Raw genomic sequence first — 19,171 nt, 5'->3', positions numbered from 1 at the left:
AGTTAGAATTTTCTGCACTCCTTTTTTCAACAAAATAAAAATACATATGAGCACCAATTACAATTTAGAACGTGCCTTGGTAGCCAAGGTAATCATGCAAGATATGTTTAAAGTAACAGCAGGGGAATCAGTTGCTATAACAGCAGATTCTGGAAATGACCCCCTACTTATGAACGCATTTGCCGAGGCGGTTTATGCCGTTGGAGGTAAACCTTTATTAATCTGGATGCCTAAAGCAGAAAAAGATGGGCAAGCAGGTATGAAAGACTGGCCAGCAGAGGCTTTAACTGGAGCTTTAAGTAATGTAGACGTTTGGTTGGAATGTAATTCTACCATTCTATTATATTCTGATATTTGGGAGAATGCTTTTAAAAACAACAAAAGGTTACGTTATTTAATTATTGCCGACTCTAGTGTGCAATCCCTTTTAAGAACTTTTACTGGATATAATGTACCGGACTTGAGCAAGATGCTCAACAAAGTGCGAGATATGGTTCTTGATTGTAAAACCATTCGCATTACAAGTGATAATGGTACAGACGTCTCTTACGATATCAACCTAGATTATTCTTTTGATATTGATGATGGTGATTTTTCCATGCCTAAATTTGGTACGGCACCTTTATTATGTGAACATTGTTCCCAAAACAGGAAGTATGAACGGAACTATTGTTTTTGACCTGTTGATGAACGCAAATGTCTACGGAACGGATAATCACGTAGAGTTTATTATGAAAAATGGTGAAATTTCAGATGTAAAAGGTACTGCAAAAGAGGCTGAAAACTTCAAGGAATACTTAGCTTCGTTTAATGACCCCAACATGTACAAAATATCGCATAATATGTTTGGTCTTAACCCTAGTATTCGTAAAAATGCGAGGAGAGATTGTAGAAGACGAACGTGTGTGGGGTGGTGTAGATTTTGGCTTCGGTCATACAAGTCCGATGGATATGCCTCCGTTAGGTCAAGTTGCTAAATCTCATTTTGATGGTATTGTGGGTAAAGTAAGTATTTACCTTGATGATGTACAGATTGTTGAAGATGGTGTTTACACGCATCCAGATTTAAAACCTTTAGCAGAGAAACTAATAGGCGCATAACTATGTCAACTGAAGCAGAACAGGGAAACGACGATTACTCCAGAACGAAAGTACCCGAAGAAAAGACCGTTCATGGTCTTCGTATCGCTGGTATTATAGTTGGTATTGGTATTACGCTTCCCGTACTGTTTTTAGGTGCAGAAGTAACCCAATCTGTAGGTATGAGTACCGCTATTTGGATTTTTGTAGGAGTCTGTCTTGTGCTTAGTGTGCTATGTGGTATTACCGCTGTAATTGGTAACCGTACACGCTTATCTACCTATATGCTGTTGCATTTTCCTTTTGGTAAAATGGGTGCAAAACTCATAAATGTCATTGTAGGTGTAACACTATTAGGCTGGTATGCAGTAACTATTGAAATCTTCGGAACCTCATTAAACGATGCCTTTACACAGTTATTAGGATGGAATTTTCCCGCCTGGATAAGTATTTTAATCGGCAGTGCTTTAATGACATTAACGGCTCTTTATGGTATTAAAGCCATGGAAAAGTTATCTAATATCTCGGTACCGTTACTACTCATATTTATGGTGTTTGTACTGTTTACCTCTTTAGGAGGAAGCGAGTGGGATGTTATAATTGCATTTGAAGGTTCTGGCGGAATCGGAATTCGAGAGGCCATTTCTGCCGTGGTAGGTATGGCGATATTGACTCCTGTTTTAATGCCAGATTATTCACGATTCGCAAGAACAGATAAAGATAGTTTATTGGCAGTTTTGGGTTTGGCCATTGGGTTCCCAATTGTATTATTGGCAGGTGGTATACCAAGTTTGACTACTGGTGAGATCGATATTATGAAAATTATGATAGGCTTAAGCTTAACGCTACCAGCCTTACTTATTTTAATATTCTCGACTTGGACAACCAATTCTGCAAATCTATATTCTACAGTACTTACCTTTTCCACAATTTTTACAAAACAGGGTAATTGGCGTATAGGGCTTGTAGCAAGTGCTATCGGTACTATTTTAGCAATTGCAGGAGTTACCGGCTATTTTATCGATTTCCTTAATATTTCGAGTATTTTCATTCCGCCAGTATCGGCTATTTTTATTGCAGATTTCTTTTTTGTGAAAAAGCAAAATTATGATTTAAAAGATTTTGACAGCCTTCCTAATTTTGATTTGGCAGCTGGTATTAGTTGGATCGTAGCCTGTATTGTAGCCTATTTAGGTGCATACGATTATATGACATTAACTACCATTTCATTTTTCGATTCCTTTTTAGTGGCTTTCATCTTATACCTTATCCTTAAAAAAATAATAAAGTAAATGGTTCTTAACGATTTAAAACCTAATGCCATTTGGCAACATTTCGAGTCAATTAACTCAATTCCTAGGGCATCTACCAAAGAAGAAGAAATCATTCAATTCATGATTGCCTTTGGGAACTCATTGGGTTTGGAAACCATAGTGGATCATATAGGCAACGTCATAATCAAAAAGCCGGCATCCGCAGGAAAAGAAAATCATAAAACTGTTGTGTTACAAGGTCACTTAGATATGGTACACCAAAAGGTAGCTGGATCTAAATTTGATTTTGCTACCCAAGGTATTGAAATGTACATAGATGGAGATTGGGTAAAGGCCAAAGAAACCACATTAGGTGCAGATAATGGTATAGGTTCTGCTGCAATAATGGCCGTATTATCTTCAAAAGATTTGGTTCATCCGCCGATAGAAGCACTTTTTACCATAGATGAAGAAATGGGAATGACAGGTGCCATGGCATTGACCAACAAACAATTAAAGGGTAAAATACTACTGAATCTTGATTCTGAAGAAGATGATGAAATAACCATAGGTTGCGCTGGCGGTGCCGATGTAGAAATTAAGGGAACTTACGCTACAGAAACTTTAAACGCTGCTGCCTATGAAATGCAAACCATAACTGTAGGTAATTTAACAGGTGGTCATTCTGGTGTAGATATTCACCTTAATCGCGCCAACGCTATTAAAGTAATGGCAGAATGCCTACAAGAACTTACTGCTAAGTTAGAATGTAGAATACAGTCTGTACATGGTGGTACGTTAACCAACGTAATACCTAGAGATTGTAGCGCTGTAATTGCGATACCAACCACAGAATTAGATGAGTTTATAAGTGAACTGAAAGTCTTAGAAAGTAAGAGGAGACAGCAGTATGCTGCAACAGATTCGGCATTGACGATTACGACTACAAAAACGGCAACTACGCTATCTGTAATGAGCAAAGATGCACATGACTATTTGCTTTCCGGTTTACTATCGATACCGAACGGGGTATATAGAGTTACCCCTAAAATGCCAGATTTGGTACAGACCTCTAACAGTATTTCTATTATTAAATTAGAAGGAGGTAGGTATACGATTGCCTGTCATGCAAGAAGCTCGGTAGATAAAGAGCGTTTAGAAATTATAGAAACCATTACAGGTATTTTCAATGAAAGTGACGTACTTGAAATAGGACCTTACCCTATTGGGAACCTCGCCCTGATAGTGAGCTTTTACATGCGGCAGTAGCTATTTACGAAAAATTAAATGGAGCAAAACCCGCAGTGAAGTCTATACATGCAGGCTTAGAAACTGGTATATTATCTGGCACATATCCTGATATGGAAATGATATCTTTTGGACCTAATATTCTAGGAGCCCATTCACCAGAAGAACGTTTGCAAATTAGTTCAACACAAAAATTCTGGAAGTTTCTTACCGAAATATTAAAGAACTTATAATTCGTTTCAATACATAAATAAAATGGCAGATAACCAATATACTAACACCAAAGTACAGTCGAAAGACTTTACCTCTGGGTGGTTAATTGCCATTATTATTGCAGGTACAGGGCTAACATTACCTATTTTATATTTAGGTTCTGAAGTAGCTTTGAGCGTAGGGTTTAAGAATGCTCTTTGGGCATTCGGACTTTCAACTTTGGTGCTGACCATTATGTGTTTAATTACCACCAAAATTGGTAATCGTTCGCGACTGTCTACCTACATGATTCTCCATTTTAGTTTTGGAAAACAAGGTGCAAAAATCATAAATTTTATTTTTGGTATTACCCTTTTGGGTTGGTTTTCGGTAGCGCTAGAACTTTTATCTGTTGCCGTAGTAGATACTGCCCTCAATACCCTATCAATACAATTACCAAAATGGCCGATTGTAATTGTTATGGGTGCCTTAATTACGGTGACCACTTTCTTTGGTATTAAAAGTCTAGAAAAGCTAGCGAATATAGCCGTGCCATTTTTGACGCTTTTTTTATGCTACGTGATTTACGTCTCATTTGAAAACGGAATGTCTTTTCAAGAGCTGTTAGATTGGGTGCCAGAAAATACGAAGATGACGCTGTTCGAAGCTATTTCTATATTGATAGGCTCTTCTATACTTTTTCCTGTAATGATGGCAGATTTTTCTAGATTTATCTATAATGACAAGCAAAGTATGATTGCTGTTTTAGGTATTACCATTGGGTTTCCGTTGGCCTTGACATTTAGTGCCATACCATCTATACAAACAGGAGAAGTTGATATTATTAAGGTGATGCAGCAATTCGGCTTAATTTTACCTGCATTCGCTCTTTTGCTGGTATCTACTTGGGTCGGTAATGCTAGTAACCTGTACTCAACGGTGTTGACATTCTCTACGATAAAGACAGAGTGGTCATTTAAAAAAATAGTAATTATTGCAAGTGTTTTGGGTATTGGCTTGGCATTGCTAGAATTCTCGCAATACCTTTTCGATTTTTTAAATTTGTTAGGTGTTCTCGCCCCATCGATTTCAGCAATTTATATCATCAATTTTTTCTGGGTAAAAAACCAACGGTACGAGCTGAACGAAATTACGGATTGGGAACCTGCAGCTCTAATTAGTTGGGTTGTAAGTTCTGGTATCACTTTTTTGACCTATTTAGAGATCTTTCAATTGACCCACGCCTATTTTATAGATTCATTTTTGTTGGGAGGGTTAATATACACCCTCTTAAATTGGAAGGAAATAAGAAAAGCAAACTAATAATTTCCTTGGCTATTACCTAAAAAAATAGGTTTTTTTGTGTTCATCCCCATCGTAGCAACACTTCTCCTAGTTTCTTAATAAAATGTTAATTAAAGAATCTCTGATTTTGCAGGCCATTTTGTGGTTCATGTAAGAATACTAACTTCTTTTTTTAATTATTCTTACATTTTTACGCGCTCCATTGATGAATATACATTGATACCTTCATAACGTTGAAAATAACTCCTCAAATTGCTTCAATATCTGATAAAGATGTACTTATTTTAAGTCATATAAGCACACCTACTTATGTTACGTATAGAAAAATATCAACCCTATAAGGGCGTGATATTAATTTTCTAAATTTATTTCCCCCATGTTTTTTTATTTGAACTCATTACGTATTCATTTTTTGCCAAAGTCTATTCAAGTGCAAAACAATATGATTGAGCTTTAATTGGGGCCAATATATTATCATGAGGTAGACGACAATTATTGTAGGTGATAGTGCAAACTATTTATTTTTTCAACTTGAAAAATTCATGCTTATGAAAAAGTCTTTGCTAGTTATTCCTTTCTCTGTTCTTGTACATCTTTTTATAATTAATAGTGTTCTTTACTTTATGACGCCGGCAACATATCTGGCAGGGAGTAATGTGCTTTATTATAATTTAGCTTGGCTAATCATTACCTTTAGTTTTAACTATTATCCTACAGAGCGAAGGGAGCGGTTTGAAACCAATATTGCTAGATATTTAAAGCTTCTATGTCTTTTTGGACTATCCTATTTTGCCCTTTATGGATTTAAAAACAATGGTGTTTATACTTTTGAATACCGTGCTTCGGTCTTCCTTATTATTTGCTTTTTTCTCACGGCCTATAGATCATTTTTCTATTGGATTAGAACAAAATATAGATTGTACGGTGGTAACTTCAGAAATGTGGTGGTCGTAGGAAGGGATAGAAATTTAAAAAAAATAAGAAAGGTTTTTGACCAGCCGGAACTTGGTTATAGATATAAGGGCTTTTTTGATGACCGTACTTCTGAAAGCCCTACTTATTTAGGGAAGATGAACGATTCTTTCAAATATATTCTTGAAAATGACATTGACTACATCTATTGTATTGCTTCAAAATTATCAAAAAAAGAGCTCGAGTATTTAGTAACCTTTGCGGATAACAATCTTAAGAAATTAATGATTATTCCAGATAACAAAGAAATTTTTTCTCGGTCTATGTCAATTCAACTGTACGATACAATACCGGTGTTGGCAATGAGGAAATCTCCTCTTGAGTTAGATTATGCGCCCTTAATTAAAAGAATTTTTGATATCGTTTTTTCATCCTTGGTCATTCTTACGGTTCTGTCATGGCTTACCCCAGTATTATTTGTTTTAATGAAATTTGAATCTAAAGGGCCATTGTTCTTCAAGCAAAAGAGAAATGGTGTAAATAGAAAAACTTTTTGGTGTTATAAATTTAGATCTATGACCGTAAATAAGGAAGCTAATACTACTATGGCTACCAAGAATGATATGCGTGTTACTCGTATGGGTAAAATATTACGTAAAACCAGTATAGATGAACTGCCACAGTTTATTAATGTTTTTCTAGGCGAGATGAGTGTTGTGGGTCCAAGGCCACATATGGAGTCGTGTACAGAGAAGTATGAGACATCTGTAGACAAGTATTTGGTACGGCATTTTGTGAAGCCAGGTTACTGGTTTGGCACAGATTAAAGGGTATCGCGGAGAAATTATTAAAAAGGCAGATATCGTAAACCGTATTCGGTTATATATATTTTATACAGAAAGCTGGTCTTTGGGATTAGACCTGAGCATCATTTTTGCAACGGTGATTAACGCAGTGCGTGGGGAAGAGAAGGCGTATTAAAGGAGAGATTTCTTTAATGAAAATGAGGACAATAAAAAAACCATCAATTTTAATTGATGGTTTTTTGGTGGAGAATACCGGAGTCGAACCGGTGACCTCTTGCCTGCCAAGGCAAGCGCTCTAGCCAGCTGAGCTAATCCCCCATTTAGGCTGGCGTAAAGAAAATACTTTTATACTAAGTATCAAAATTGTAAGCCAAGTAATTACTGCTGCCTATTTAATCCTTTTTTACGCTCAGAACAAGTACGGGAACACGAGAAGAAAACTCAGATTTTTGTATGGTATTCTTTTCCCAAAGTTTTTTGAAAAAGCCTCTTTTACGTCTAAACACACATAACATATCTGGTTGTTGAGATTCAAAACGTTCTAGTACTCCAAGATAGGTGGTAGGAGCCTCTGTCATGGTTATTTGCGAGCTTGCGTCCATCAATGCGGTGTTTATGCGTAAATCGTCATCAGAGTAACCCGGTGTCTTTACTAAAAGTAAGTTTACAGTAGAACCAAACTTCTTTTTAATATCCAATAATGGATTCAGAATACGGTTTCTTTTAAGAATTCCGGATTTAAAAGCTGTCAAAATAGTTTTTGGTGGCGTCATTACATGACCCTTAGGAACTATTAAAGTTGGTATATCTGTCTGCTTAATAATTTTTCCAGAGGTATAACCTAAATAAAACTCTTCAGTAATATCATTACTTCTTGGAGCCATAATAATAAGATCTATACCTAGTTCATTATCAATATCCTTTAAGCCATCTACAATACTTCCGTTATATGTTGCAATAGTGATTTTGACGTCTTTTGCGTCAATTTTATTAATAACTTCTTTTAATCGTTCTTTCCCGCTTTCTGCTACTTTTTCAGTAACATTGGCCAAACTTTTACCAGCTCCCACAGAAACATTAAAAACTTCCATTACATAAACTTGAGAACCAAATTGCTCAGCAAAATCAACAGCGTATTGCAAAGTTTGGTGTGCATCGGGAGAAATACCTATGGGTACTAATATATGTTTCATATGTTATTGGATTTATCGTTTAAATTTACAATTAAAATAGTATTCTAAAAATGGTAAGATCAGCAAAGTTATCGGAAATACCTCAAATTCTCAATATTACTAGAGCTTGTGCCGCTGCAATGATCAAAAATGGTATTTACCAATGGAACGAAGATTACCCTAATAAAGAAGCTTTTCAGTTAGATATTGAAAGAGGAGAGCTTTATGTCTTTGAAGAAGACGGACAAATAATTGGCACTATTGTCCTCTCCACACTAATGGACGAAGAATATGAGCCTGTTGAGTGGTTGACACCATCAAACAATAATATTTACATACATAGAGTTTCGGTACATCCTGATTTACAAGGTAAGGGCTACGCCCAAAAGTTGATGGCTTTTGCGGAAGATTATGCGCGCGAAAACACATTTGTTTCGATACGGCTAGATACTTTTAGCCAAAATAAACGAAACCAGAAATTTTATCAGGCTAGAGGGTTTCAGCGTTTAGGCGATATTTTCTTTCCAAAACAGAGTGATCATCCCTTTCATTGTTATGAATTAGTATTGTAATTTCGTCCTCTTGAAGGCGGAAATAAATTTTAAATCCATCAATAAATTAGCGATACCAGCAACGATTGCAGGTATTGCAGAACCGCTGTTGTCCATTACGGATACAGCTATTGTGGGTAATATTCCTGTAGATGGACTAGAATCGTTAGCTGCAGCGGGTATTGTTGGTTCTTTTCTTTCCATGCTAATATGGATTTTAGGTCAGACGCGTAGCGCTATATCGGCCATTATTTCTCAATATTTAGGTGCTGGCCTTATAGAAGAGGTAAAAACGTTGCCGGCGCAAGCCATCTTTCTGAATATAGGTTTGAGTATTGTCGTTCTGTTGTCTACTATTTTTATCGTCAAAGATATTTTTGAACTGCTTAATGCCACGGGCAAGATTCTAGAGTATTGCGTTTCGTACTATTCCATAAGGGTTTGGGGCTTTCCGCTCACACTTTTTGTATTTGCCGTTATGGGTATTTTTCGCGGGTTACAGAATACCTACTATCCCATGCTGATTGCTATTGTTGGGGCCGTTCTGAATGTGGGGCTGGATTTTGCCTTTGTTTACGGAATAGAAGGGTTTATTGAACCCATGTATTTGGAAGGTGCAGCTTGGGCAAGTCTCTTGGCACAGGGAATCATGGCTGTTATGGCCTTTCTGCTTCTGGTAACCAAGACAGATATTAGTCTTAAATTAAAATTACCGGTTCATGACGAGTTGGGTAGGTTGGTGGTCATGAGCCTTAATCTGTTCGTACGGGCTTTGGCATTAAATACAGCATTGATATTGGCGGTTCGTGAAGCAACGCAACTGGGCCCTAAATTTATAGGAGCACATACCATTGCAATAAATATTTGGTTGTTTTCCGCCTTTTTTATTGATGGGTATTCCGCTGCCGGAAATATTATGGGCGGTAGGCTTTTGGGGGAGAAAAATTATAAGGGTTTGTGGCAATTGGCAAAAAAGATAATGCTGTATGGCTTGCTAGTAAGTGTAATATTAATGATTGCTGGCTTTCTATTTTATAAACCTATAGGACTTATTTTCTCAAAAGAAACAGTAGTGCTTAATGCTTTTTATGCCATATTTTTTATTGTTATTCTAGGTTTGCCCATGAATACCGTTGCCTTTATTTTTGACGGAATTTTTAAAGGGATGGGCGAAATGAAATATCTCCGAAACACGCTGTTGGTGGCTACCTTTTTAGGCTTTGTTCCTGTTCTTTTTATAGGAAAGTACATGAATTTGGGTTTATACGGAATTTGGATTGCCTTTACCGTGTGGATGGTTATCCGTGGGGGTGCTCTGGTCGTTAAGTTTATCAGAAAGTTTCGGCCTCTATTGCAAAACAATTAATTTTGATGATACATTTGTCCAACATTTAAATCGCAATTATGGGAACCACCCGAGAAAACGGAAGTCTTTACATCAAAATTGATAATAAGGTAGCCACTATAGAGTTTGGTCATCCGGCCAGCAATTCTTTTACTGCTGAGCTATTGGGCCGCTTGACTGCTGAGCTTGACAAACTCTCTAATAATGATGATATATCTGTTATTATATTGAAATCGGAAGGAGACCGCGCTTTCTGTGCAGGTGCATCTTTTGATGAACTTATGGCGGTTTCTAATTTAGAAGAGGGCAAAGTGTTTTTTAGTGGTTTTGCCAATGTAATCAATGCTATGCGCAAATGTAAAAAGGTCATTGTTGGTCGTGTTCAAGGCAAAACAGTGGGTGGTGGTGTAGGTCTTGCAGCTGCATGCGACTATGTTTATGCATCTGAGGCGGCATCAATACGGTTGTCCGAGCTTACTATTGGTATTGCTCCGTTAGTCATTGCTCCTGCTGTGGAACGAAAAATAGGCACTGCTGCAATTTCTGAGCTTTCATTGGCACCTACCGAATGGAAGAGTGCCTATTGGGCACAAGAAAAGGGACTCTTTTCTAAAGTTTTTGATGATATAAAGGAATTGGATAAAGAGCTAGATTTTCAAGTACAGAAACTAGCCGATTACAATCCTGAAGCCCTTGAAGAATGGAAGAAAGCACTTTGGCAGGGTACAGATAATTGGAACAGTCTTTTGGTAGAGCGTGCTGCCATTACTGGTAGGTTAGTACTTTCTGATTTTACCCGTAATGCATTATCTAAATTCAAAAAATAACAATAACCGACTGTCGTTAACGTTTTACTTTTTTTAAATCTCTGTTATGAATGTTTTAGATTTCCTGAATGGCGACCTTATTTTTCCCCTTCTCGCCCTTTTTGTAGTAGTTATATACTTTGTAAATCGCGTTCGCGCAAAAAGAAGGTATAGAAGGTAGTTTCTCTTTATTTATTTGGATTAGCGGGTTTTTAACCAACCGGTAATGCTCAGCCGTTCGCGTTTTGCAGGCTTCACCTCGTGCTCTATATCTCGACTTTCAAAAATTACCGCTCTGCTTATGGTAGTGGATAAATAGTTTTCGGTATTTCTCCGTTTTCTCCTTTCAGATAAAGTACTAATTCACCACCGTGTTCAGGTTGCCAGTCATCTTCGTTTAAATAGCAGACAATAGAAAGTTTTCGTCGGTCATCATTTTGGAAAGTGTCCAGATGTCTTGCATAAAATTTGCCTTCAGGGTAAACGGCGTAATGAAATTCTTTTCTCATAATGCCAAGAAAACAGGTTCTATTAAGATAAGAGGCTAAATCGTTAATACGGTCAAAGAAAAATTTATGGCTGGTATTTATTATATTTTCATCCATCCAAAGAATAAAATCACCTCTTATTCCGGTTTGGACCACTTCGTTTAGTCGGTTTCCAATGGCCGCTTTTTTAAATAGGTCATCTTCATATTTCTCTAAAAGGTCTGTGCGCAGGGCGCTCACAGAGACAGGGGAAAGTAAATCATCTACTATACTGTAGCCGTTTTCTAGGATATCAGAAATTATCTTTTCGTAATGCGGTTTCACCGCAAAGTCTAATTGATTATACAGTTCTTCCACTTATGATAAAATTTAAAAGCCGGCAAATGTAATCTTAAAACGAATTGGTTTTACAAATTGAATACCTTTGCAGCACAATCTTATTTCATGAGTAATATTAGAATCACCAAACAGTTCAATTTTGAGACCGGACATGCGCTTTACGGCTATGACGGAAAGTGTAGAAATGTACATGGCCACAGCTATAAATTATCGGTAACGGTAATTGGTAGGCCAATTACGGATACGACCCATGTAAAGCAGGGTATGGTTATAGATTTTGGTGATTTGAAGAAAATCGTTAAAGAAGAAATTGTGGACCAGTTTGACCATGCTACTGTTTTTAATAAAAACACGCCCCATGTAGAGTTGGCAAAGAATTAACTGACAGAGGGCACAGCGTTATTTTGGCAGATTACCAGCCCACAAGTGAGAATATGGTCATCGATTTCTCAAAAAAAATAGGTGCTAGGCTTCCAGAAAATATTAGTCTACATTCTTTAAGACTTCAAGAGACCGATACTTCGTTTGCGGAATGGTATGCATCCGATAATCAATAACACCTTCCTAAAAAGGGTATTCGTTATATTTGACATCAGATGAAAACCATTACCGTTCCTCAAGGCAAAAAAGTCTATTTTTCCAGTGATAATCACTTAGGTGCGCCAACTATGGCGGAAAGCCGCCCTCGTGAAAAGAAATTTGTTGCTTGGTTAGATGAAATCAAAGAAGATGCCGCAGCCATTTTTTTAATGGGTGATCTTTTTGATTTTTGGGCGGAATATAAAACTGTAGTACCCAAAGGTTTTACCCGTACAATGGGAAAACTAGCTGAAATATCCGATTCTGGAATTCCTGTTTATTTCTTTGTAGGGAATCATGATTTGTGGATGGATGGTTATTTTGAAGAAGAACTTAATATTCCTGTTTTTCATAAACCACAGCAGTATACTATAAACGGAGTTTCTTTTTTTGTTGGTCATGGAGACGGGCTAGGACCTAATGATATTGGTTTTAAACGCATGAAGAAAGTGTTTACCAATCCTTTGGCTAAATGGTTGTTTAGATGGCTTCATCCGGATATAGGTGTACGATTGGCAAAACACCTATCCGTTAAAAATAAATTGATTTCAGGAGATGACGATGCCAAATTTTTAGGAGAAGACAATGAATGGTTGGTACAGTATGCCAAGCGTAAGCTAGAAACAGAGCATTATGACCATTTTATCTTTGGTCACCGTCACTTGCCTATGGAAATAGAGGTGGGTGAGAATTCAAAATACACCAATTTAGGCGATTGGATTCATTATTATACCTACGCTGTTTTTGATGGGAAAAAGCTAAGCCTTGAAAAATACGAGCCTACTCATTAGCTTCATGCTCATCAATATCTTTCTGTAAGTCCAATTTTCTAAATGAAGGCGAAACAATAGCTGTGGTGCCTACCGTAATTAAGGTCATAGCACCACCAAAGACTACTGCAGTTACCGTACCCATCAGTTTTGCTGTTACCCCGCTTTCAAAAGCTCCTAGTTCATTAGAAGACCCTACAAACATAGAATTAACGGAAGCTACACGTCCTCGCATGTTATCCGGAGTTTTGAGTTGTAATATCGTCTGACGAATAATCATAGAAACGCCATCTACGGCACCACTCAAGAATAAAGCGATTACAGAAAGCCAGAAGTAGGTAGAAAGGCCAAAAACAATCATACAGAGGCCAAAACCAAATACCGCAAACAGTAATTTCTTACCGGCATTTTTATGTAGCGGAAAACGTGTAGATCCCAACATGGTAAGTGCTGCGCCAACCGCGGGTGCGGCTCTCAAGACACCAAAGCCTTCTGAACCTACATGCAGAATATCTTGTGCAAAGATGGGTAAAAGCGCTACCGCGCCACCAAAAAGTACCGCAATCATATCTAACGTTAAGGCTCCAAAAACAGCTTTTGTACTGAATACAAACCGAAGTCCTTCTCGTAAACTTTCAAAGACCGGTTCACCAATCTTAGGGTTAAGAATGGGTTTTGTTGAAATTTGAAATAAAGATATCAATGCCATTATTGAGAAACCAAAAATGAGGCACATAGACCAATGAACACCAATCCAGCTAATAGAAAACCCAGCTAAAGCAGGCCCTAAAACGGAAGCCAATTGCCAAGTAGTACTGCTCCATGTGGCAGCATTGGGATATATTTTTTTAGGAACGATTAAGGCTATTAAAGAGAATATGGTCGGCCCAAGAAACGAACGAACAATACCACCTAGAAAAACCAAAAAGTAAATACCGTATAAAATGGTTTTGGTTTCTAGCTTATCTTCCATAGAAGGCCAACTGAGCATAAAGAGCCCAAAACTGATTACAGAGAAACCCAAAATGCATTTTATTAGAAGATTGCGTTTCTCTTTTTGATCTACAATATGCCCTGCAAAAAGAGCCATGGATACGGCCGGAATCACTTCCATAAGCCCAATTATTCCCAAAGAAAGAGGGTCTTTTGTCATGGAATATACCTGCCATTCTATAACAATGAACTGCATGGACCATGCAAATACCATGGCAAACCTTACCAACAAAAAGATGTTGAATTCTTTATAACGTAAGGCTGCATAAGGATCCATAGAAATACTTTTTCGCTAAAAATAAGCCGTAAAGGTATTATTATAATCCGATGAAGGGTATGCTTAAAATACAAAAAGCCGTTTAGGTTAATATTTCATAAAACCGACTGAGTAGTCAGTTTTTTAAAGTCTTGAATTTACTGTGAAAGGGTGCTTTATCGACAAACGGTTATTTTTTTAATATGAAACGTGAAGATGATATGCTTCTTGAGCACTGTAGAAATCAAAACCAACCAAGTAGTTTGTAATTTTATTTAGAGCAATCGAGCAAAGGCGCTTAGAAGTCTAGATTATTTACGGATTATCGATGGACTACGTAGTAAGAAATCCGTTAAATGGTAATTTCAATTCGGTTGCCTTCTGGGTCTTGGATAACACTTTCATAATAACCATCTCCTGTGGTTCTTGGTTCACTAGGAATCTGAAATCCGTCAGTTCTAAGTTGCTCGGTAATGGTATCTACTTTTTCTTTTGAACCTACAGAGAGCGCAAAATGAATAAAACCTAAATGTTCTTCCGTAGAATCTGATGCCTTTGTGATTTCCGGTTTGTGCATGAGCTCTAATCTTGAGCCTTCATCAAAACTTAGAAAGTGAGAAGTGAAGTTTTTGTTTGGATTGTGATAGCGTTCTCCACAAACAGCACCAAAGTAATGTTCGTAAAAGTGACGCGTGGCTTCAAGATCAGATACCCATATGGCTAGGTGTTCTATTTTCATTGTATGTCTTTTAGTTTCATCTGCAAGCTTATATTTCCTTGCCATTCATTTTCATCTAGAGAAAAGACAGCACTAAAAGGTTTTTTGTTGGCTACTATAGGGAGTTTGTCACCCATATTAAAACCAATGCCTCCAATAGGGCCAATTCCGTTTTGCGTAGCAGCTAACTTAAGATGTGCCGCATCTTCACCTACACCTTTGGCATAGCCTGTATCTATTAGATTTTCGGACATGAATGTTGGAGTCATGTTACTATACCCAAAAGGAGCGAACTGTTTTAGAATACGCATCAGTTTTGGTGAAATATCTTTGAAATCCAATTGAGCATCTATGGAGATTTCTGGAATCAACAATTTTGGGTCTATAGTTTCGGAGACAACTTTTTCGAATTGTGCTTTAAAGTTTTCGAACTGCTCTTCTAGTAATGTGAGGCCAGCTGCATATTTATGTCCTCCAAACTGTTCAATGCAATCTGCACAGCCCTGCAAGGCATTATACACGTCAAAACCTTTTACGGAACGCGCGGAAGCTGCTAACTTATCCCCACTTTTCGTAAAGACCAATGTTGGACGGTAATAGGTTTCGGTAAGGCGAGAAGCCACAATGCCAATTACCCCTTTGTGCCAAGAATCCTTGTAAACTACAGAAGTAAAACGTTCTTCTTCTTTATTATCAAGAATCTGTTCAAGGGCCTCTACAGTGATTTCTTTGTCGAGTCCACGTCTGTCTTGGTTAAATTTTTCAATCTGGGCGGCAAAGGTTTCGGCTTGGGTAAAATCGGTTTCGGTTAAAAGGTTTACAGCATGTTGCCCATGTTCCATTCGGCCAGCGGCATTTATCCGCGGAGCGATAATAAACACTACATCTGTAATAGTTAGTACCGATTTTTTTATTTGATTGATAATGGCCTTGAAACCAATTCTAGGATTGGTATTAATCACCTATAGCCCAAAATAGGCCAATACGCGGTTCTCACCGGTCATCGGAACAATATCTGCACCAATGGCAGTAGCAACCAAATCAAGATAAGGAATGAGGTCCTCAATAGTTTCTCCTTGCCTAGAGCCTAATGCTTGAATCAGTTTAAAACCAACGCCACAACCACAAAGTTCATCGTATGGATAGTTGCAATCATCACGTTTAGGGTCAAGAACCGCTACAGCATCTGGTAGCGAATTACCGGGTCTGTGGTGATCACAAATGATAAAATCTATTCCTTTTTCCTTGGCGTATGCTACTTTGTCAATAGCCTTTACACCACAATCTAGCGCGACAATCAGAGAGAAATCATTGTCTTCGGCAAAATCTACCCCTTTAAAAGAAACTCCATACCCTTCGGTATATCTGTCTGGAATATAAGTGGCAACGTTGGGGTAATAGCTTAGTAAATAGGAAGAAACCAAAGCTACTGAGGTGGTACCATCCACATCATAATCGCCATAAACAAGAATATTTTCGTTATTGGCAATGGCCTCTTCAATACGTTCTACCGCAATGTTCATGTCCTTCATTAAAAAAGGATCATGCAAATGCGTTAACTCTGGGCGAAAAAAGTTCTTAGCCGCTTCATAAGTAGATATACCCCTTTGTAATAAGAGTTGAGCCACTAAATCGTCAACCTTGAGCGCATTAACCAATTGGTCAATAGCGTCCTGTTGAGGTTTGGGTTTAATGGTCCAGCGCATGTAAAGGGTATATTGGAACTTAAGTTTGAATTAAGGCTTAGTCCTTATGAAAAATAGTCTTGATTTCTAATGTTGCAAATTGACGGAACATCTCCATTACACCACAATACTTTTCTACAGAAAGGTCTACGGCTCTTTGCAATTTTTTCTCCGCTAAGTCTTTTCCGTGAAAATGGTACTCAATAGTAACGGCATCATAAAACTTTGGATGCTCATCAGTTAGATTGGCAATGGTTTCAATATGAAAGTCATCGACCTCTAATTTCATTTTTTTAATAAGCGAAGCCACGTCAAGTCCTGAACAACCCGCTAAACCGGATAGCATTAAAGCTTTTGGTCGCAATCCTTTTCCTTCACCTCCGTCATCCGGACCTGCATCTATGGTTAAGTTTAGACCTGATGGGTTCGTGCTTTCGAACTGCATGTTACCCAGCCATTTGGTAGTAATATGATTTGTAGTAGACATAATTTTATATTTCTTGTAAGTATCAAAAATACGATTAATAGATAGATATTATTGGCTATTCCATCTTGTCTTTGTATTGGAAGAGCAAAAGAATGTAGTCGTAGCAAGCTTATAAAAATAACAAAAACTCATAACGAACAATATAGAGCAAGTACATTAATTTAGATTGATGATTGTGCAGTAAAAAGCGCTCTGGGAATAGGATAAACATCAGAAATTGCAAAGTTGTTTTAGAATTTAAGGCAACTAAATATTTAAAATCAATCATTTTGTCGGAGATATTCGCATTTTATCCGATGGGACTGATTGAATGACAAAAAACGGCTACTTTTCAACCATTCGTTGGTTCTAGACCTCATCACTTTGATAGCTAGCACTGGTTTGCATTTAGTATAAATTTTTTAATAGTATGCGTTCCATATGAATTGTCCTCTTTGTAGTTCACAATCAGAATTTGTTTTTGAAATTAAAGGTTTTGATATTTTAGATTGTGGGTCTTGTAATCACCGTTATGCTAAGGTTAAAGCAGATGAAAAGCATGTTGTTCAAACCTATGGCGATTCCTATTTTAACGAAGGCGAAGGAGGATATGCAGATTATTTGCAGAATTCAGAACTACTGTATGAAAGGGGTAAACTGTATGCCAAAAAAGTTCAAAAAATCACCAATAAAAAAGGAAGGGTTTTAGATGTTGGGGCTGCAGCCGGATTTATTTTAAAAGGTTACTTAGATAATGGTTGGAGTGGAATGGGTATTGAGCCTAATCTCCAAATGACAAAATATGGGCAAAAGGAATACGGTTTAGATATTCAACAAGGTTCTTTTGAAAACTTTAAGGCAGATGATAAGTTTGACCTAATTTCTATGATACAAGTAGTTGCCCATTTTTATGACCAACAAAAAGCATTTGAAAATGCTTCGGAACTATTAAAAGATGATGGGTTACTTCTTATTGAATCATGGGACAGGTCTAGTATTTCAGCTAAAATATTTGGAAAGAATTGGCATGAATACGCACCTCCTAGTGTTTTACATTGGTATTCTGTAGAAAGTTTGACCAATTTTCTAAAAACTTTTGGCTTTGAAAAAGTAGCTCATGGGCGGCCATCTAAAAAAATCTCTGGCAGACACATAAAATCTGTGCTTAAATATCGTTTTGGGGAGAATTTTTTACTAAAAATGATTCCTGATAAAATTATTTTACCATACCCTTCCGAGGATTTGTTCTGGGCTTTATATCGTAAAAAAGCACTTTAAATTAAGTTTTGGTATTTAGGATTGATGAGACCAAGTTTTTTAATTCCGGTACCACATCAATATCAAACCATGGATTTTTTGACATCCAAAAACGATTAACAGGAGAGGGATGCGGTAAAGGAAAAATTCAGGTAAAAACTCATGATAATTTGCCACGTTTTCGGTGAGGTTTTTTTGGACAGTTCTTTTAAATAATGATCTTGTGCATATTTGCCAATTACAAGTGTTAACTGTACTTGCTCTAAATGGCTCCAGAAAACATCGTGCCATAAGGGTGCACATTCTTTACGCGGTGGTAGGTCTCCTGTTTTAGCTTTTCCGGGAAAGCAAAACCCCATGGGTAAAATTGCAAAATTATCTGGATTGTAAAATTGCTCATCCGTAACCCCAAGCCATTCTCTTAATTTTCTACCGCTAGGGTCATCCCATGCTTTGTTGTGTTCATGGGCCTTTCTACTATGAGCCTGACTTACCAAAACTATTTTAGCATTTTTTGTTCCAGCTACAATTGGTCTTGGTCCCAACGGTAAGTGCTCTCTGCAAACTTCACACTTACGTATTTCAGAGAGCAGTTTTTTCATTTTTACTTCCTTTTTAATGGGTCTTGTGCAAAGCTTAAACCTGCAAAGCCGGTATTTATGAAGTTTCGTATGTTCTGGTGTCCTGTTCCTTCTGCATCTTTTAGAACATCGTTAAAATAAAACGCTCCAAAACAGGCTAAAGCTTCTTCTTTGTTAAGTTCTTGTTCTTTGGCAAAAGCGAAAAGTTTGCAAGAACCTGAATTTTGTCCTTCGGCATTTTCTAATGTACCGTTGGTAAAAGCAGTAGGAGTATAGTCGTAATTAGCATCAATTACCGCCATAGTTTCTGAAAACTCAATGGTTTCAGGGTCGGTCTTTAGTTTTTGTATAAAAGTATCTAATGTCATC

General features: G+C 37.4%; 19 protein-coding genes, 1 tRNA gene and 3 pseudogenes. 14 read left to right on the top strand and 9 right to left on the bottom strand.

Features of this window, described 5'->3' with window-relative positions; all coding sequences use genetic code 11:
- Positions 1-46 precede the first annotated feature (46 nt).
- From Q5W13_RS07650 to Q5W13_RS07620, 8 genes and pseudogenes are all read left to right on the top strand, one after another.
- Entirely contained in the window at positions 47-679 is a 633-nt protein-coding gene (locus Q5W13_RS07650; RefSeq protein ID WP_304445898.1) for a 2,5-dihydroxypyridine 5,6-dioxygenase NicX family protein, read from the top strand.
- Positions 582-977, top strand: a complete 396-nt coding sequence (locus Q5W13_RS25795) for a 2,5-dihydroxypyridine 5,6-dioxygenase NicX family protein (protein ID WP_497582278.1) — start codon at positions 582-584, stop codon at positions 975-977. The genes Q5W13_RS07650 and Q5W13_RS25795 overlap by 98 nt, the downstream gene beginning before the upstream one ends.
- Positions 874-1,101 (top strand): hypothetical protein, encoded by a 228-nt coding sequence (locus Q5W13_RS07645; RefSeq protein WP_304445897.1) that lies wholly within the window; start codon positions 874-876, stop codon positions 1,099-1,101. The genes Q5W13_RS25795 and Q5W13_RS07645 overlap by 104 nt, the downstream gene beginning before the upstream one ends.
- 2 nt (positions 1,102-1,103) lie before the next feature.
- Complete coding sequence (locus Q5W13_RS07640; protein WP_303599218.1) at positions 1,104-2,372, top strand: cytosine permease; 1,269 nt, start codon at positions 1,104-1,106, stop codon at positions 2,370-2,372.
- Positions 2,373-3,602, top strand: coding sequence for a beta-Ala-His dipeptidase (gene pepD / locus Q5W13_RS07635; protein WP_304445896.1), 1,230 nt, complete (start codon positions 2,373-2,375; stop codon positions 3,600-3,602).
- A gap of 35 nt (positions 3,603-3,637) precedes the next feature.
- Positions 3,638-3,814 (top strand): hypothetical protein, encoded by a 177-nt coding sequence (locus tag Q5W13_RS07630; protein ID WP_368662479.1) that lies wholly within the window; start codon positions 3,638-3,640, stop codon positions 3,812-3,814.
- A gap of 22 nt (positions 3,815-3,836) precedes the next feature.
- Positions 3,837-5,096: a purine-cytosine permease family protein gene (locus Q5W13_RS07625; RefSeq protein WP_304445895.1), complete on the top strand. Its 1,260-nt coding sequence runs from the start codon at positions 3,837-3,839 to the stop codon at positions 5,094-5,096.
- 524 nt (positions 5,097-5,620) lie between these two features.
- Positions 5,621-6,971 (top strand): annotated as a pseudogene (locus Q5W13_RS07620) (exopolysaccharide biosynthesis polyprenyl glycosylphosphotransferase).
- Positions 6,972-7,036: 65 nt separating this feature from the next.
- Here Q5W13_RS07620 and Q5W13_RS07615 read toward each other — a convergent pair.
- Together Q5W13_RS07615 and Q5W13_RS07610 are read right to left on the bottom strand one after the other, a co-directional pair.
- Positions 7,037-7,114, bottom strand: a tRNA-Pro gene (locus Q5W13_RS07615).
- 74 nt (positions 7,115-7,188) lie between these two features.
- On the bottom strand, positions 7,189-7,989 hold the full coding sequence (locus tag Q5W13_RS07610; RefSeq protein ID WP_155595447.1) for a universal stress protein: 801 nt from the start codon (positions 7,987-7,989) through the stop codon (positions 7,189-7,191).
- Between the two features lie 50 nt (positions 7,990-8,039).
- Here Q5W13_RS07610 and Q5W13_RS07605 point away from each other — a divergent pair, with 50 nt between their 5' ends.
- From Q5W13_RS07605 to Q5W13_RS07595, 3 genes are read left to right on the top strand one after another with little or no spacing between them, the layout of a single operon-like run.
- Positions 8,040-8,540: a GNAT family N-acetyltransferase gene (locus Q5W13_RS07605; protein WP_304445894.1), complete on the top strand. Its 501-nt coding sequence runs from the start codon at positions 8,040-8,042 to the stop codon at positions 8,538-8,540.
- Positions 8,541-8,550: 10 nt separating this feature from the next.
- On the top strand, positions 8,551-9,885 hold the full coding sequence (locus Q5W13_RS07600) for an MATE family efflux transporter (protein ID WP_304445893.1): 1,335 nt from the start codon (positions 8,551-8,553) through the stop codon (positions 9,883-9,885).
- Between the two features lie 38 nt (positions 9,886-9,923).
- Complete coding sequence (locus tag Q5W13_RS07595) at positions 9,924-10,691, top strand: enoyl-CoA hydratase/isomerase family protein (protein ID WP_155595450.1); 768 nt, start codon at positions 9,924-9,926, stop codon at positions 10,689-10,691.
- Positions 10,692-10,969: 278 nt separating this feature from the next.
- Here Q5W13_RS07595 and Q5W13_RS07590 read toward each other — a convergent pair whose 3' ends face one another.
- The gene (locus Q5W13_RS07590) at positions 10,970-11,515 is read right to left on the bottom strand and encodes a 2OG-Fe(II) oxygenase (protein ID WP_368662478.1); all 546 of its coding nucleotides are present in this window, start codon (positions 11,513-11,515) and stop codon (positions 10,970-10,972) included.
- A gap of 87 nt (positions 11,516-11,602) precedes the next feature.
- Between Q5W13_RS07590 and Q5W13_RS07585 the strand changes: the two are divergent.
- Both Q5W13_RS07585 and Q5W13_RS07580 read left to right on the top strand, forming a co-directional pair.
- Positions 11,603-12,054: pseudogene (locus Q5W13_RS07585) on the top strand (6-pyruvoyl trahydropterin synthase family protein).
- Between the two features lie 39 nt (positions 12,055-12,093).
- Complete coding sequence (locus Q5W13_RS07580; protein ID WP_304445892.1) at positions 12,094-12,867, top strand: UDP-2,3-diacylglucosamine diphosphatase; 774 nt, start codon at positions 12,094-12,096, stop codon at positions 12,865-12,867.
- Here Q5W13_RS07580 and Q5W13_RS07575 read toward each other — a convergent pair.
- From Q5W13_RS07575 to Q5W13_RS07560, 4 genes and pseudogenes are all read right to left on the bottom strand, one after another.
- On the bottom strand, positions 12,857-14,116 hold the full coding sequence (locus tag Q5W13_RS07575; RefSeq protein WP_304445891.1) for an MFS transporter: 1,260 nt from the start codon (positions 14,114-14,116) through the stop codon (positions 12,857-12,859). The two genes, Q5W13_RS07580 and Q5W13_RS07575, sit on opposite strands and share 11 nt — an antisense overlap.
- Positions 14,117-14,447: 331 nt before the next feature.
- On the bottom strand, positions 14,448-14,834 hold the full coding sequence (locus tag Q5W13_RS07570) for a VOC family protein (protein WP_304445890.1): 387 nt from the start codon (positions 14,832-14,834) through the stop codon (positions 14,448-14,450).
- A pseudogene (gene recJ, locus Q5W13_RS07565) lies at positions 14,831-16,519 on the bottom strand (single-stranded-DNA-specific exonuclease RecJ). Before recJ ends, Q5W13_RS07570 begins: the two are co-directional and overlap by 4 nt.
- A 37-nt stretch (positions 16,520-16,556) precedes the next feature.
- Entirely contained in the window at positions 16,557-16,985 is a 429-nt protein-coding gene (locus tag Q5W13_RS07560; protein ID WP_155595456.1) for an OsmC family protein, read from the bottom strand.
- 420 nt (positions 16,986-17,405) lie between these two features.
- On the opposite strand from Q5W13_RS07560, the gene Q5W13_RS07555 reads away from it, so the two are divergent.
- Complete coding sequence (locus Q5W13_RS07555) at positions 17,406-18,242, top strand: class I SAM-dependent methyltransferase (protein WP_304445889.1); 837 nt, start codon at positions 17,406-17,408, stop codon at positions 18,240-18,242.
- Positions 18,243-18,337: 95 nt separating this feature from the next.
- On the opposite strand, the gene Q5W13_RS07550 is transcribed toward Q5W13_RS07555, so the two are convergent.
- Together Q5W13_RS07550 and Q5W13_RS07545 are read right to left on the bottom strand one after the other, a co-directional pair.
- Entirely contained in the window at positions 18,338-18,823 is a 486-nt protein-coding gene (locus Q5W13_RS07550) for a uracil-DNA glycosylase family protein (RefSeq protein ID WP_368662477.1), read from the bottom strand.
- Positions 18,824-18,825: 2 nt separating this feature from the next.
- A complete protein-coding gene (locus Q5W13_RS07545; protein ID WP_304445888.1) occupies positions 18,826-19,170 on the bottom strand; it encodes a HopJ type III effector protein in 345 nt (114 codons plus the stop codon).
- Between the last annotated feature and the right edge of the window lies 1 nt (position 19,171).

Source organism: Zobellia laminariae, assembly GCF_030553095.1.
Taxonomy (GTDB): domain Bacteria; phylum Bacteroidota; class Bacteroidia; order Flavobacteriales; family Flavobacteriaceae; genus Zobellia; species Zobellia laminariae.
This window is presented reverse-complemented; position numbering and strand designations above follow the sequence as displayed.

Excerpts from the sequence above, each read along its gene's own strand:
- Q5W13_RS07610 (WP_155595447.1), bottom strand. The coding sequence starts at position 7,989 with ATGAAACATATATTAGTACCCATAGGTATTTCTCCCGATGCACACCAA.
- Q5W13_RS07595 (WP_155595450.1), top strand. The coding sequence starts at position 9,924 with ATGGGAACCACCCGAGAAAACGGAAGTCTTTACATCAAAATTGATAAT.
- Q5W13_RS07570 (WP_304445890.1), bottom strand. The coding sequence starts at position 14,834 with ATGAAAATAGAACACCTAGCCATATGGGTATCTGATCTTGAAGCCACG.
- Q5W13_RS07550 (WP_368662477.1), bottom strand. The coding sequence starts at position 18,823 with ATGAAAAAACTGCTCTCTGAAATACGTAAGTGTGAAGTTTGCAGAGAG.
- Q5W13_RS07650 (WP_304445898.1), top strand. The coding sequence starts at position 47 with ATGAGCACCAATTACAATTTAGAACGTGCCTTGGTAGCCAAGGTAATC.
- Q5W13_RS07545 (WP_304445888.1), bottom strand. The coding sequence starts at position 19,170 with ATGACATTAGATACTTTTATACAAAAACTAAAGACCGACCCTGAAACC.
- Q5W13_RS07580 (WP_304445892.1), top strand. The coding sequence starts at position 12,094 with ATGAAAACCATTACCGTTCCTCAAGGCAAAAAAGTCTATTTTTCCAGT.
- Q5W13_RS07575 (WP_304445891.1), bottom strand. The coding sequence starts at position 14,116 with ATGGATCCTTATGCAGCCTTACGTTATAAAGAATTCAACATCTTTTTG.
- Q5W13_RS07605 (WP_304445894.1), top strand. The coding sequence starts at position 8,040 with ATGGTAAGATCAGCAAAGTTATCGGAAATACCTCAAATTCTCAATATT.
- Q5W13_RS07555 (WP_304445889.1), top strand. The coding sequence starts at position 17,406 with ATGAATTGTCCTCTTTGTAGTTCACAATCAGAATTTGTTTTTGAAATT.
- Q5W13_RS07645 (WP_304445897.1), top strand. The coding sequence starts at position 874 with ATGCGAGGAGAGATTGTAGAAGACGAACGTGTGTGGGGTGGTGTAGAT.
- Q5W13_RS07560 (WP_155595456.1), bottom strand. The coding sequence starts at position 16,985 with ATGTCTACTACAAATCATATTACTACCAAATGGCTGGGTAACATGCAG.
- Q5W13_RS25795 (WP_497582278.1), top strand. The coding sequence starts at position 582 with ATGATGGTGATTTTTCCATGCCTAAATTTGGTACGGCACCTTTATTAT.
- Q5W13_RS07640 (WP_303599218.1), top strand. The coding sequence starts at position 1,104 with ATGTCAACTGAAGCAGAACAGGGAAACGACGATTACTCCAGAACGAAA.
- pepD (WP_304445896.1), top strand. The coding sequence starts at position 2,373 with ATGGTTCTTAACGATTTAAAACCTAATGCCATTTGGCAACATTTCGAG.
- Q5W13_RS07625 (WP_304445895.1), top strand. The coding sequence starts at position 3,837 with ATGGCAGATAACCAATATACTAACACCAAAGTACAGTCGAAAGACTTT.